This is a genomic window from Agrobacterium sp. CCNWLW32 (assembly GCF_037083425.1).
Classification (GTDB): Bacteria; Pseudomonadota; Alphaproteobacteria; order Rhizobiales; family Rhizobiaceae; genus Agrobacterium; species Agrobacterium radiobacter.
Genome location: NZ_JBAOJM010000017.1, coordinates 1 through 13,832, shown reverse-complemented (window position 1 = coordinate 13,832; position 13,832 = coordinate 1). Strand labels below are relative to the sequence as shown.

Below are 13,832 nucleotides of genomic sequence, written 5' to 3'. Positions count from 1 at the left end.
CCGTCTCTCAGCTCCTGTTGCTAGCTCAGAGCTGCCTCCGCGAGTGGCAATGAACGGATGCGTTTTCCGGATGCCGCAAAGATCGCGTTCGCGAGCGCACCTGCGGCAGCAGCCGTTGCTGCCTCGCCCACGCCGCCCGGGTTCTCCTGGCTCTTGATGTGATAGATTTCGATCTTGGGGATCTCGTTGATCCGGAGCGCTCGGTACATATCGAAATTGGTCTGGTCGACTGCTCCGTCGGTGAAGGTGACCTGATTGTACATGGCGCTGCTCAGCCCGAAAATCACACCTCCCTGCATCTGGGCTTCCACGGTATCGGGGTTGATCGTGATACCACAATCGACCGCGATGACCGATCGAAGAAGCTTCACTTCCTCTTTTGTAATCTCGATATCGAGGACATGTGCGAGATAGCTTCCGAACGCCACCTGAAGTGAGACCCCCCGGCCTCTTCCGGCTGGAAGCTTTTCGCCCCAGCCCGCCTTCTCCGCCGCCTCGTTCAGGACCGCCAGCGCGCGTGGGTTTTTGGTCAGCATCCTGCGTCTGAACTCGACGGGATCCTGCTCGATCGCCGCAGCCATTTCATCCACGAAACTTTCAACTACGAAGAGATTGTGCGACGGACCAACTCCACGCCACCAGCTCGTATTGACGCCGTCGGGCTCGTTGCGGACATAATCCACGAAAACCGCGTCCTCGTCGTAGGGCGTCTCCGAGGCGCACTCGATCGCATCAGGATCGACACCCTTGATGAAGGCCGCGGGCGCGTAGCGTGCAAAGATCGAGGATCCCGTCACACGGTGCGTTCGCCCAATGAGCCGACCATCCTTGTCCAACCCCGCCGCGACCCTGTCGTAATAGTAGGGACGGTAGTAATCGTGCGTCATGTCCTGTTCTCGGGTCCAGACGAGCTTTACCGGATACCGGATATCCTTGAGGAGCCGGGCGGCGAGTTCGATCGAATCCACATCAAGGCGACGTCCGAACGCCCCGCCGATCAGTTGATTATTCACAACCACACTCTCCTGCGGCAGTCCGGTTGCTTCCGCGACGGCCTTTTGTGCCCGCACCGGAACTTGTGTTCCGACCCACATCTCTGCCTTGTTGTCCTGAATGTGAAGCGTGCAATTCAGCGGCTCCAGCGGCGAATGGGAGAGAAAGGGCGACTCATAGACAGCGGAGAGCTTCACCGCCGCATTCGAGATCACCGAGGCGGCATCCTTGTCGTTGCGGATGATCACACCCTGTTGCTGCGATGCCTGTTCCAGTTTCTTGATGATCGAATTGAGGTTCATCGATCCATTGGGTCCGGCCTCCCATTCGATCTCAAGCGCATCGACGCCTGCCTTAGCGGCCCACATATGATCGCCGATTACGGCCACGGCGTCGGGCAGCTTGACGATATCGTGAACGCCTTTGACCGCTCGCGCTGCATCTTCGTTCATCTTCGAGATCAGCCCCCCGACCACCGGGCTTATGGCCAGGGTCGCAAATTTCATGTTGGGAATGATGATGTCTATCCCGTAGATAGCGCTGCCGTTCACCTTATGCGGGGTATCGAGGCGCTTGGCGCGGGTGCCGATGACCCTAAATTCCGGAGGCTCCTTCAGCACAACGTTTTCAGGAACTGACAATAGCGCAGCTTTGGGCGCGACCTCGAGGTACGTCATAGATCGTCCGGTGGCATCGTGATGGACGACGCCTAGCTCGACACGGCACTCCAAGGCCGGCACCGACCATTCGGAAGCGGCGGCCTGAACCAGCATCATCCGCGCGGCCGCCCCAGCCTGCCTCAGGCGCATCCAGTCGGCCCTCGTCGACGTCGAACCACCTGTCGACTGGTCGAAGAGAAGCGGATCGAGATATTTCGAGAGGTCTGGAGGCGCGGGTTGGAGCTTGACCTGATCAAGTCCAACCACGAGTTCTTCGGCCATCAGCATGGCGCTGGACGTGAAGATGCCCTGGCCAACCTCGTGATGAGCCATGATCAGAGTGATGCCGTCGCTATCGATTTTGATGAATGCATTCGGGAAGAACGATTTCTGGTTCTCCTGACCGGCGGCGACTGCGGCTCTCCCGAGGCGCGGCAGCTGGACCGAAAGCACCAATCCTCCCGTCGCCAAAACCGTGCCCTTCAAGAAATTTCGTCGCGAGTGCAAGTTATTGATCATCGCTCTCTTCTCCGGTCCGGCACCATGGATCTGACAAGGAAGCCCACATTCCGGACAGATAACATCTGTGAACTTCGATCCGGGAACTTGCGTCGGTATCGAATGGGTTTCTTGAACGATCCGGCAGCAACAGCGAGAACTTTAAAAAAGACATTCTGATCGGATCCAGTCGCGACCGGCGCAGAGCAATACGCATAAACATCCCCGACACCGGCTCCCTCATGATGACGGAAAACCCTGTGCATTTTTGAAGGCCAGTTATCGCCTGCATTTCCTATGGCGAGATGAGTACGAAGGGTTATGCTCAGGCCTCATCATGAGGAATGCACCTCAATCAAGATAGGCCGGAGCAAGCCGGAACCGGGACCATTCGTTCGGATCATGGCCTGGGACCACCAGGGCACCGGTACGATCTGCCAATGCACGAAGCTTCCTTACAGAATGCGCGGTATCGACCGCCGACGACATCAGTGCGGGCAAAGCTCTCTCGTTCCAATGATCCAGTGTGTAAGCGGCATCGGCAGCAATCAGGATGGCCTTCTGATTGGGAAGTGTCACCAGGAATGACTGATGGCCGACGGAGTGCCCAGGAGTGAAGATCGCCTGCAGCACCCCATCACCGTAGACATCATAGAAATCTGTGCAGTCACCCTTCAGAAAATGCCAATTCAAGTGCGGCCGATCGAAGTCCTTGCGAACATAGGCTCCGGCGACAAACCAGTCGGGATTATTGGCGTATTCGTATTCACTGCGCTGTACGATGTGTGTCGCATTCGGGAAACGACCGATCCCGCCTGTGTGATCGGAATGGAGATGCGACAGCGCAACGAAACGTATGTCTCCGGGATCGATACCAAGCGCGCCAAGCTGTGTAATACAGCCTTCCTCTTCACTCATGACCGGCTCGAAGGCGTCGATGGACGATCCCCAATAGGCCCGTGGATCAGCAAGCCCCTCGACTGCAAGGCCGCCATCGATGATCGTATTGCCTTTGGGATGAACGAGCAGAAACCAAGGGACCGGAATTTCGACAAGAGCCCCTGTGCCTTGGTTCATCCATATATGATGGTCCATGCACCTCTGTCGGCCAGCCTGAAACAAATAGAGTCTGATATCAGTCATTGAGAAGCTCCGTGGGTCATTGATGATGGGCACCACCCATCTAATCGAATTGCTCTCGACTTTAGATCAATTCATGCCCGATGATTATGCTCCTCATGCCACTTCCATTTATCGGACAATCCGATAGATTAACATCATGGATTATTTGGCTGCAATGCGTGTCTTTGTCAGGGTCGTCGAGCGCGAGAACATGTCGGCCGCAGCCCGCGACCTGGGCATCGGCCAGCCGGCTGTCAGCGAGCGCATCGATCGACTGGAAACGCATCTGGGTACCCGGCTTTTACAACGTAACACGCGGCGGGTGTCAGTGACGCAGGCCGGCCATATCTTCTATGAGCGCTGTAAGTTGGCCATCGAGGCGACTGAAAATGCGTTGGCGAGTTTGGACGATCCAGCCTCTGTCCACGGGACCTTGAAGATCGCCGCACCACATGGGTTAGGCGAGGTTGTGGTCGCACCCCTGCTGCAGCGTCTGCGTGAACGTCATCCTCGACTGATGGCCGAACTTATTCTGAATGACCGCATGGTTGATCCAGTCACTGAGGGTGTCGATATCTCGCTTCGGCTCGGCACCCTTGGAGAAGGCAGTTTTACAGCGCGCAAGCTCGGGCAAATAGGTCGTCGACTCGTGGCTTCGCCCGCTTACCTCGAGCGACATGGTGAACCAGATATTCCGGCTGATCTCGGTCGGCATCCTTTTCTGCGCGTGGCGGGTCTATTCAACGATGGCCGGATGGTGCTCACAGCCGGAAATAAACGCCAGGTCACCGTGCGTGTTGAGACAGCCATCGTCGTCAGTAACTGGCGCCCGCTTCGCAGATTGCTGCTGGACGGCGCTGGCATTGGCGTCCTTCAGGATATCGTATGTGCTGATGCCATTTCTGAAGGGACGCTGAAGCAGATCCTGCTGGATTTTACCCTCGCGAGCTTTGATCTATATGTGCTGTATTCCCCCAAAAAATCTATCGCGCCCAGCGTTCGCGCAGCGCTAACGCTGCTCGACGAAATTTTGCCCTCGGCGTTGACGCAAGGACATCCCAGTGCTTGAAGCTCGTAAGATCGTCGATTGGTTTCTGATTTAAGATCCAAGCAAACGGTAGGCAGGAATTATTGTCGAGCAGACAATGCCTACCAGCAGACGCAAGACTCGCATGCCGTTTACCCGAACCTTTTGAAGACACGAGCCATTAGCGCTCGGCAGCTAGTATAGAACATCTCACATATGCTCTTGATGGGAATCGAACCGGAAATGCGCTACTGAGGACGGAGTTCATGAACGATGCAAATGTTATGACGGCAAGGAAAAAACCTTTCATGGCTTGATGCGAAGGGAATAAGTGTCGCACCATCGACTTAGTATACGGGCCAGAATAGTCCATCGGCGCATGGCCGGCATCCGCGTCACAAGCAGCCTTCAATCGACAATCGAATACAAACACCTAGGGATACTAATGTCACCGCATATGGCTTGCGAGGGTCGCGCCAAGTTGCGGAAGCTGCCCCTCACGATATCCCCCAGCTGTTTCGAGCGACACCCCCTCTTACACTTTACCCGGGGCCACAGCTCCAATGAGATTCGAAAACACCTCCTCTGCCTCAGAAGCGGAGCAGCTCCCGCGTGTGACAGCGCTTGTCAACGCGTCTCCTGCCGCAACCAATGCCGCGCAGGCCAATGCCAGCGATTCCGGCTGAAAGCTTGAGTGAGGCCGTAAAACATCCATGAACATTTCGATCACAGCATCGACCAACTCCTGGTACACGCTAGCTTTCTCCTCGCTTCCTGCGAGCGCCGCGCCGACAGCATGGAATTCGTCACCTTGGTCGGTTCCGCAGGCCAGATAAGTTTTAGCCAAAGCCAATATAGTCTCTGTCGCCGGTCGATTTCCCTGAGCCATAAGTGTGCGAAACGCGGCAATGCGTTCGGTGTCTATCCAACGATAGAGTTCAATTAACAAACCCGTTCTGGTCTCGAAGTGCTCATAGGTCACAGGTTTGGAAACGCCCGCCCGCGCTGCCAGGTGACCTAGTGTCAGCCGATCAGCACCCTCCTCCCGAACGATCAGGCGCGCCGTCTCTAGTAGCTGCTGACGCCGCTCCGGCTTCGAAAGTCGGCCTGTAGTCCTGTTGTCGATGGCGGCTTTTTGCTTTTCCACTTGCATACCTACTTTTAGTAACCTACCATGTGTAGGAATTAGTAAACCACAGGTATCGTGATGTTACAAGCTTCTGGAAGTCTCCACGACCCAATACTGATTATCGGCGGCGCCGGCGAGGTTGGGCGATGGGCCACACGCTTCTTGCGTGAGCAATATCCTGATGTACCAATCCTCATTGGTGGTCGCGACGAACAACGCGCGATACGAGCAGCAGCAGCTGTCGACGGCGCGTCTGCGGTGGTAGTGGACCTCACTGCCTCTGACCTGGGGCTAGGCGAGCAACGTGTGTCGGCGGTCGCAACGCTCTTTACGGATAAAACCGGGGCAGCTCTCCGCTGGGCCCAACAATTGGGCGTTGGGCACGTCAACATCTCACCAGGCATAAGCGAGCTGGGCTTGGAAACTGCTACATTCATGCAGAGACCTACCGCCGCGCCAGTCGTCCTTGGTACAGAATGGCTCGTTGGTGCGACAAGCGTGCCGTCACTCTTGTTCGCCCGAGAATTTGGTCGTCTGGAAAACATTCATATCGAGGCAGTGCTCGATGAACAGGATGCGTTCGGACCTGCAGCAAATGCAGACCTTGAGCGCCAGATGTATGCGGGTGCTGCCGCTCTTATGAGAACGGCTGGCGCGTGGCGATGGTGCCATGGCGCCGAGACCAGATCGAAGGTTCGCGCAATCGACGGTACCGAGTTGGACGCGAACTTGTTTTCGCCAAACGACGTCTTGTTGTTGGCAAACGCAACCGGCGCTCCTGATATTCGGTTCGACCTGGCCATTGGAATGAGCTCCACCCGCCGGAATGGCGGACCGGTATCGACTGAAATCATGATCAATCTTTCAGGCCTGGATCACGCCGGGCAGCCGCTTCGGAAACGTCACGCGATCGTTCACCCCGGTGGGCAGATGCCGCTAACGGGTCTGGGTGTCGCGCTCGTTCTTGAACGCATGGCTGGTCTCGCGGGCGATACGCCCCGACCGGGCCTCTACTTCCCAGCCCAGCTCATCGACCACTCCACATACTTTGAGCGCCTTCGCGCCTCAGGTGGTGAAGTCATGGAATTGGCGCCGGTCCAACGCGCGCCGCAAGGCTCGGATCAAGCATAGACTGGAGCATAAAATGAGTGACCCCAAAGCATCAGCCACCACGGATCATCCCGTACACCATTCGCAAATTGAGGCCAACGGTGCCTCATTCCATGTCGTTGAACAAGGCCGTGGTCCCGTCGTGCTTTTCTTGCACGGTTTTCCCGACACTGTGGAAACATGGCGTAGCCAGATGCAAGTTGTCGCAGATAACGGGTACCGCGCGATTGCGCTCGACATGAGGGGTTTTGGCGACAGCTATTCCCCGGAAGATCCAGCACTTTACAGCGGAGCCCTAATTGTTGGCGACCTGATTGGCATCCTTGATGCATTGCAGGTGCCTACCGCAACGATCGTATCGCATGATTGGGGCGCGGACCACGGACAACGGGCAATGGTCATGCGACCAGATCGGTTCAACGGGATTATTTCACTCAGTATCCCGTTCCTGCCACGTGGTGAGTTGAGTACTTGGGACATGCTACGCAGTCGGGGTCTCGGCGATCTCTATTATGCTTTCGACATGATGAAGCCGGAGACGGATAACCGGATCCGTGATGCGAGCAAAACTATCCCCAGTGCACTCTACTGGCTGTCGGGCGAGCCCGCCGAAGGAACCGGCTGGGACCCCATCGACGCAAAGCGGAATATGTTTCGACCTGCCCCTGAAATACTGCCGAACTGGGTCGATCCAGCCTATATGAAGCACAACATCGAAACGTTCCAGCGAACGGGATTTAGAGGCGGTCTGAACCAGTACCGTGGGGTGCAGGCGACGTTTGAGCATCTCGCTGCCTACAAAGATGTGCTTATCAAGCAGCCATCGCTTTATATTTGGGGCGATGCAGACGGGTTGTGCCGACTGTTCCACCCGGTCCCACCGACCGTGGAAGAGATGCGCGAGACAGCGCCCGGGCTCGTCGATGTCGTGCGCCTGGAAGGTGTAGGTCACTGGCCTCATCATGAGGCCCGCGAACGCGTGAATGCCGAAATCATCAAATTCCTGAACGGCCTGAACGCCGCCGTTTCAGCAACTGTCTAATCGATCAAGGAACATAGGTCCATGATACTTTCTCACGCTATTCGTACAGGCGGTCTTGCTTCGGTCAAAGAAGCTATCGACGCCGGGGCGGACGTTAATGCTAGAGGCCCCGATGGTCTCACGCCGTTGATGATCGCGTCTGCGCTTGGACAGGCACAAGCTGTTGCTTTGCTCCTTACTGCCGGGGCGGACGTGCTGGCGGCGGAACCTCGAATGGGAGCAACGGCAATCCACAAGGCAGCGCAGTCCGGCAGCGCCGACGTGATCGGGATTCTGCTTGACCACGGAGCCTTCATCGATCAGCAATCGCCAGTTCTTGGCAATACCGCATTGATGGATGCCGTGCTTCACAAGCACGAAGCTGTTGTGCGGGTTTTGCTGTCGCGCCGCGCGCGCACCACGATACGGAATTACTGGCAACAGACAGCGCTCGAAATCGCCAGGCATGACGCCCTCAAGGTAATCGCTGCGCTTATTGAGGATCGAGATGAGGCGGATGAAAAGCACATCGCCAGCTTGTCGATCGTCTCATCAGTAAAGGCCGGAAATATTGAGGAGGTGAAGCGGCTGATCGCAGATGGCGCGGATTTTGAGGTTCGGGTGCCAATAACCGGGACGTTCGATGACGACTACACACCTCTTGGTCTCGCAGTTCGCGAAGGTCATGCCGAAATAGTGCGCTTATTGCTGGATTCTGGTGCAGATCCTCGCCGTACGATCGGTCTCATGCGTGGTTCGCCACTTCACGATGCTGCCTACTTCGGAAAGGCGGATCACATCGATATTTTGACCTCATCAACAAAGCAGGGGGATACTCAGGTTGAGCTTGATGCGCAGGGTCCTTACAATGGTCTGACCGCTTTGCACGATGCTGTGTGGCATGGATACGTGGATGCCGTAGCGTCTCTGGTGCGCGCCGGTGCTCGCCGTGATTTGAAAACTCATTCAGGCATGACACCACTGAGCCTCGCTACTCTCTACGGCTATAATCGGATCGTTGAAATCCTGAACAACGACAGCGATCAACCACGTAACTTCGGCCCAATCAGCTAGTGCTCAATCTGGGTGACCGCATCTGTAGCGATATCGACGGTCTTCTCTCGGCACCGCACCCTCCGATGTCGAGACGTAGCGGCTGAGATGAGCAGATGAAAAACGTAAAGCTAAGCAAAAATAAACTTGCTTGGTTGGGTGCATCTTTAACACGGCTCGGCTGTGAGATCGAGTGATGATGAACCCCTCGAATGAAGCCGCCGACGTGAACATGCCGACGGTCGGCTCATCTTACGCCTTGATGAAAGTCGAACCTTTGGCCCCATCTATTTGTCATGAATTGAGGGGCAAGGGATCGGTGCCTTCGCCTAGAATTGCAAGGTATCGTCGATAGCTAAACACGCGGCCACGCTTGCGGCCGGTAACCTCATCAACGATGCCCAATCGCTCTAGGTCGGCGAGTGCGGCGTTGACCGTTGGCGCGGACAAACCCGTCACCTGAACAATCTGGTTCGCTGTGTGAAAAGGATTCTGCTGGAAAAGCTCGTGAATGCGAAGGGCCGACCCTGCTCTATCACTCTCCATCGTTATCCGCTCCCGATCTTCCTTGAAAAGATCGACGATCTGAGTAGCAGCCTCAAACGCTTGATTGGCAGTGTCGGCGACGCCCGTCAGGAAAAACTCCAGCCAAGCTTCCCAGTTGCCATGTTCGCGAACCTCTTGCAGTAGCCGATAGTATTCTCTCCGATGGGACTTCAGATAGAGGCTGAGGTAGAGCAGCGGCTTTCGCAAAACGCCTTTCATGCAAAGATACAGGGTTACAAGCAGACGGCCGATACGACCGTTACCATCGAGAAACGGATGGATCGTTTCGAACTGCACGTGCAGCAGGCCAGCTTTGATTAACGCGGGTAACCGTGATTGGTCGTCATGCATGAAGCGCTCGAACGCATCCAGGCAACCGGCCATTTCAGTAACGGGTGGCGGTACAAAGTGTGCGTTACCGGGGCGCGTGCCACCGATCCAATTTTGCGAGCGGCGGAACTCTCCTGGATCCTTGGTGCCCCCCCGCCCACTGTCCAGGAGCCTAGCGTGCATCTCGCGGATCAGACGCAACGACATGGGCAACGTTTCCAGCCGCTCTAAACCATACATCATGGCGTCAACATAGTTGGATACTTCACGGATATCATCAACCGGCTGCCCGGCTTGAGCTTCGGTCTCAAACCGCAAGAGATCAGAAAGGGTCGACTGCGTGCCTTCAATCTGCGAGGAAAGAACGGCTTCCTTTCTTACATACATATAAAGAAACAGCTCCTGTCTCGGCAGCAGCATTGTGATACCATCCAGGCGTCCTAGCGCGCGCTCAGCCAAGCTGAGGCGCTCTAGCAATGAAAGCACATCAATCGCCGGCTCGGGCGGCAATGGTGGGGGCACGAACGCCCGCACTGTTTCACTGGCAGCGACCGTCTCGACGAAACGACCCAGGCGGTTTTTGGATTCGGAATCAGACATAACCCAATATCAATCGCGCCCCTTATTTAAGCAAGACGCATTTCATTTAATTAAGTGACAGACGTAGGTAAGTGCGCTTAATTAACGAGCCGACATTGACCTTCTGGCCCCGGCTAGGTTCTGATCGAAGGGTAGGTCTTGCCATGCCAGTGCCGCAGCTTCTCGGCGAACTCTCTCTGAAAGGCCAAGGGGCCGAGTTTTTGCCGGTAGGGTTCGTCGTAGATCCCGATGAAGAGGGTGAGGTTAAGAAAGAAGTGGGCACCATCTCAAACAGGGTGACGAAGTCATGCTCAACCAGCGCCTGGCGTTCTTCTTCCGTGAGGACGTGCGCCGTCGACCCCTCGGCGTTTCTCCAGATCACGCACCAGACTAAGGGCTGATACCATTAGACAGAAATCAGACTACAGACTGCTGTCACGAAAATCTTATGCAGCCTACAGGCTGATGAAATGTACTTGAGGGTCAGCCTTTAAGCTGATAAAACAAATCCAATATCAGTTTATGGGCTGAAAATGAAAAGTGATACCCGCAAAAGAGCACGGGGACGGCTTGACGAAAGACTTCAGCCGCTCCAACCAGTTGATCGGTTTAGGGCGCCACCGAAGGGATGGATCCGAGCGCTGCGCGATGCCCTCGGCATGACGGGTGCGCAGCTGGGCACGCGCATCGGAGTCCGGCCACAAACAGTTGAATCAATCGAAAAGTCGGAGGCAGCCGGGACAATCCAACTCAATACCCTGCGCCGCGCCGCCGAGGCCCTGGATTGCACGCTCGTCTATGCCCTCGTTCCAAACAGCTCTCTTGAAACCGTTATCGAGGCACGGGCACGCAAGATCGCCAAGCGCGAACTCCAGCGCGTCGCGCACACGATGCGTTTGGAAGCACAAGGCACGGACAATGCGGATTCCGAATCTCGCATCCAGGCATACATCCACGACAGGCTCTCTGAGCGCGATCTCTGGCACGAGGTATGACAGATCTTTTCCAGGAACCCGAAGACGCGACGCCGCTTGAGCCGCAGGAACGGGAGGGTTTGCTTCAGACTTGGATCACTCACCGCCGCGACCTCAACGAAGCGGAAGAGGAAAACATTGTCGAGGGTGCGGCTTGGGCGCGTGGCCGGCGGCGCTTGCCACTCGAACGGATGCTCAGCGAAGACTTCATGCGGACACTACATAAACGGATGTTCGGTGACGTCTGGCAATGGGCCGGCACGTTCCGGGCGACGGAGCGCAACATCGGCGTTCAGGCTTATCGTATTGGAATGGAGCTCGCGAGCTTATTGAGCGACATCCGTTACTGGATTGAACACAAGACCTTTCCACCGGATGAGATAGCAATCAGATTCCATCATCGTCTCGTCGCCATCCACCCGTTCCCGAATGGAAATGGACGGCAGGCACGTCTCGCAGCCGACCGACTGATCGAGCGGCTTGGCGGTGATCCTTTTACCTGGGGCGGCGGCAGTCTGGCCAATGTTGGCGAAATGCGTGGACGCTACGTCGCAGCACTACGCGCGGCGGACAATCATGACATCGCTCCGCTTCTGGAATTCGCACGCAGCTGACAGGGCCCATCGCATTTTTGACAAAGACGGTCGGTAGCCATATGGCACCCAATCGGCGGCACTCCAGGTTTCACGGCGGTCATCAACCCGAGGCTTGCCGTGGCTCTTGGGAAAATACGGCGCAAGCCGCGCCATTTGCTCATCTGTCAGCTAATAAAGGTCGCTCATGATCAGTCTCCTTGCGGGGCCTGAATCACATCCGACGCATCAAATCAATGGGTCCTGACCCTAGTCAGATACTGGACGAAAAAATCGACATTGCGTAGTTTTGAACGACAATTGCATCCATTTGGCACTTCGTCTCCCACGATTTGATTCAAACCCGGATACGTCGCCGTTTCAACCGATCGCACAGGAGAAACACTTTGCTGATACTTGAGATCGTTATTTTTTCAGCGGCCCTGATCGCGGTTAGCCTTCTGGCTGTACAACAGATTGTTACGCAGGTTCGGGAGTATCGATTCTACAAGAAGAACGGTGGCGATTTTTCTGTCGACAGCGACATGGATCACGTCAGACTTGACAGATCAATGCACTACAACGACCTCCGCCTCACGAACTGGCAGCGATTTTATCTCTTCCGTCCGGCCTGTATCGCCATGCTCGTCTTTTTTTGGGCGATGATGATAGTCTCTCTGCTTTAACTAAAGCACCGGGCTTCTATGTCAGCAGAATGGCGAAAAAGTTTTCTTCTCCGGAGGCGTTGCTTCATGCAGAACAGATCACGCTGGTCGAACATCTCCTAATATGCTGTATAGTTAGGTGTCGTCGTGAAAATCTTGTGCTTAGGTTACCCTTGAGCCGGCCAGCGAACACATTCCCGGACTCTTCCAGCACATCCATGATCCGCCCTCAGTGGGCTCGCCCGCTATTACCCGATCGTATAGTTCGATGCTACGCCGCGAAGATGCGTGACTGTCGCTTGCGACATAACACCACTGCCCAGATATTCAGCAAAGCTGTATGAGAATATGTCACTTCGTTCTATCGCCCGGACCAGATTGGTATCACCAAAGACAACGAGGTATTCGTGATCCTCCGGCGCCCAGATCCAGAGATCATGACCTGAAAAATGGATCAGAAGGCCATAAGGCGAATTTTCAAACAATGCGTCAAGCACCAACCCTACCGGTTGCGGTGAAAATTGGCGCGGAGGCTGACCGAACTCGTAAGCAGCGAAATCAATCTCGTCACAACCGATACGCGCGGCGACAAGAGCGATTTCCTCCCCGCTTGGAAATTCGGGATAAATCCTCGCCGCGAAATTCCTGTTTCGGATGGCCTGATGATCCAGCGCGCAATCTTTTCCAATGAAGTCTAAAATTACGATAATCCTCTCCAATCGCCGTGGAAGACAATACCACCCAGACCGATATTTTTATTGAGACGAAATGACCTCACCACTACAAGTAACTGGCTCATTTGGAATCCCTCACAAAGGTTTCACTCGCGCTCCGGGACAACGACAAAACACGGCCCGCAGAGAAACGCTCGATACAAACGGCAGCTTTATCCTCGCTATTGAAAGCCAGATCGAAAGTGGAAGCGAATATCCGCGCCCATCCCTCATTATAGGTGGCACCTTCAACATAAATGACGCTCATCGAGAGCCAACTCACCTGCTTTTTGGTTTCCGGATCGGCTACCTCAGCACTGCCAGTTAAAACCTCCCGAGTTTTAAGGGGCGGGGCGTTGCTGCCAGAAGGAGATTGAAACTTAAAACTGTAGGTTCCGCTCTCAGGGTAAACAAAATCCACGATAGAGGCAGGCGACGACACGCTTATATGGAACGCCTTTTCGCGAGCGTCCCCAGGTCCCGAATCTGCAGCTAGGGCGCGCCATTCATCATCAGAAACCTGACGACCAGATATGATTACCGCCCCACCTTCTTTATTCAGCGGCTCATCAACGGATATAATTAAACGAGTCGAGAATTACGGCTCATTCGCCTGGCTTGATGACCATGATACAGTCAAAGCAAAAAAGACGGCTAAGCTGACAGCTTTCTTCACGATTCTCATCCCTACCGATATTCCTCAGTTCAAATCCATTCGCTTTGCAGCGGTTTTAACGAGCTTACTTCGTCGACAAAGTTTTTTGCATTAGTCCTGATAATCCGATCAGGAAGCATTCGAATGCGACCTGCCAGGTCGATGGCTCAAGGATGCACGGCTCCA

Annotated in this window: 13 protein-coding genes and 1 pseudogene; 7 read left to right on the top strand and 7 right to left on the bottom strand. The window is 55.2% G+C overall.

Going from position 1 to position 13,832, the window contains the following annotated elements; all coding sequences use genetic code 11:
* Nucleotides 1-20 precede the first annotated feature (20 nt).
* Together V6R85_RS23605 and attM are read right to left on the bottom strand one after the other, a co-directional pair.
* The gene (locus tag V6R85_RS23605) at nt 21-2,171 is read right to left on the bottom strand and encodes a xanthine dehydrogenase family protein molybdopterin-binding subunit (protein ID WP_045534711.1); all 2,151 of its coding nucleotides are present in this window, start codon (nt 2,169-2,171) and stop codon (nt 21-23) included.
* 330 nt (nt 2,172-2,501) lie between these two features.
* Nucleotides 2,502-3,293: an AttM family quorum-quenching N-acyl homoserine lactonase gene (gene attM / locus V6R85_RS23600; RefSeq protein ID WP_111791586.1), complete on the bottom strand. Its 792-nt coding sequence runs from the start codon at nt 3,291-3,293 to the stop codon at nt 2,502-2,504.
* Between the two features lie 136 nt (nt 3,294-3,429).
* Here attM and V6R85_RS23595 point away from each other — a divergent pair, with 136 nt between their 5' ends.
* Nucleotides 3,430-4,341: a LysR family transcriptional regulator gene (locus V6R85_RS23595; protein ID WP_111791585.1), complete on the top strand. Its 912-nt coding sequence runs from the start codon at nt 3,430-3,432 to the stop codon at nt 4,339-4,341.
* 493 nt (nt 4,342-4,834) lie between these two features.
* Here V6R85_RS23595 and V6R85_RS23590 read toward each other — a convergent pair whose 3' ends face one another.
* The gene (locus V6R85_RS23590) at nt 4,835-5,452 is read right to left on the bottom strand and encodes a TetR/AcrR family transcriptional regulator (protein WP_111791584.1); all 618 of its coding nucleotides are present in this window, start codon (nt 5,450-5,452) and stop codon (nt 4,835-4,837) included.
* Nucleotides 5,453-5,506: 54 nt separating this feature from the next.
* On the opposite strand from V6R85_RS23590, the gene V6R85_RS23585 reads away from it, so the two are divergent.
* From V6R85_RS23585 to V6R85_RS23575, 3 genes are read left to right on the top strand one after another with little or no spacing between them, the layout of a single operon-like run.
* Nucleotides 5,507-6,559: an NAD(P)-dependent oxidoreductase gene (locus V6R85_RS23585; protein WP_111791583.1), complete on the top strand. Its 1,053-nt coding sequence runs from the start codon at nt 5,507-5,509 to the stop codon at nt 6,557-6,559.
* A 13-nt stretch (nt 6,560-6,572) separates the two neighbouring features.
* The gene (locus V6R85_RS23580) at nt 6,573-7,580 is read left to right on the top strand and encodes an alpha/beta fold hydrolase (RefSeq protein WP_080865236.1); all 1,008 of its coding nucleotides are present in this window, start codon (nt 6,573-6,575) and stop codon (nt 7,578-7,580) included.
* Between the two features lie 21 nt (nt 7,581-7,601).
* Nucleotides 7,602-8,633, top strand: coding sequence for an ankyrin repeat domain-containing protein (locus tag V6R85_RS23575; RefSeq protein WP_087744446.1), 1,032 nt, complete (start codon nt 7,602-7,604; stop codon nt 8,631-8,633).
* A gap of 273 nt (nt 8,634-8,906) precedes the next feature.
* On the opposite strand, the gene V6R85_RS23570 is transcribed toward V6R85_RS23575, so the two are convergent.
* Nucleotides 8,907-10,088 carry a Fic family protein gene (locus V6R85_RS23570; RefSeq protein ID WP_087744448.1) on the bottom strand — a complete coding sequence of 394 codons (1,182 nt, stop codon included), beginning with the start codon at nt 10,086-10,088 and terminating at the stop codon, nt 8,907-8,909.
* Between the two features lie 512 nt (nt 10,089-10,600).
* Between V6R85_RS23570 and V6R85_RS23565 the strand changes: the two genes are divergently transcribed.
* A complete protein-coding gene (locus V6R85_RS23565) occupies nt 10,601-11,062 on the top strand; it encodes a mobile mystery protein A (protein ID WP_336377228.1) in 462 nt (153 codons plus the stop codon).
* On the top strand, nt 11,059-11,655 hold the full coding sequence (locus V6R85_RS23560) for a mobile mystery protein B (protein WP_087744454.1): 597 nt from the start codon (nt 11,059-11,061) through the stop codon (nt 11,653-11,655). The genes V6R85_RS23565 and V6R85_RS23560 overlap by 4 nt, the downstream gene beginning before the upstream one ends.
* Nucleotides 11,656-11,727: 72 nt before the next feature.
* Here V6R85_RS23560 and V6R85_RS23555 read toward each other — a convergent pair.
* Nucleotides 11,728-11,805 (bottom strand): annotated as a pseudogene (locus V6R85_RS23555) (IS5/IS1182 family transposase); the annotation flags it as partial.
* A gap of 215 nt (nt 11,806-12,020) precedes the next feature.
* Here V6R85_RS23555 and V6R85_RS23550 point away from each other — a divergent pair.
* Complete coding sequence (locus V6R85_RS23550; RefSeq protein WP_020811808.1) at nt 12,021-12,299, top strand: hypothetical protein; 279 nt, start codon at nt 12,021-12,023, stop codon at nt 12,297-12,299.
* 227 nt (nt 12,300-12,526) lie between these two features.
* On the opposite strand, the gene V6R85_RS23545 is transcribed toward V6R85_RS23550, so the two are convergent.
* On the bottom strand, nt 12,527-12,997 hold the full coding sequence (locus tag V6R85_RS23545; RefSeq protein WP_236760371.1) for a hypothetical protein: 471 nt from the start codon (nt 12,995-12,997) through the stop codon (nt 12,527-12,529).
* A gap of 76 nt (nt 12,998-13,073) precedes the next feature.
* A complete protein-coding gene (locus V6R85_RS23540) occupies nt 13,074-13,433 on the bottom strand; it encodes a hypothetical protein (protein WP_198958582.1) in 360 nt (119 codons plus the stop codon).
* Between the last annotated feature and the right edge of the window lie 399 nt (nt 13,434-13,832).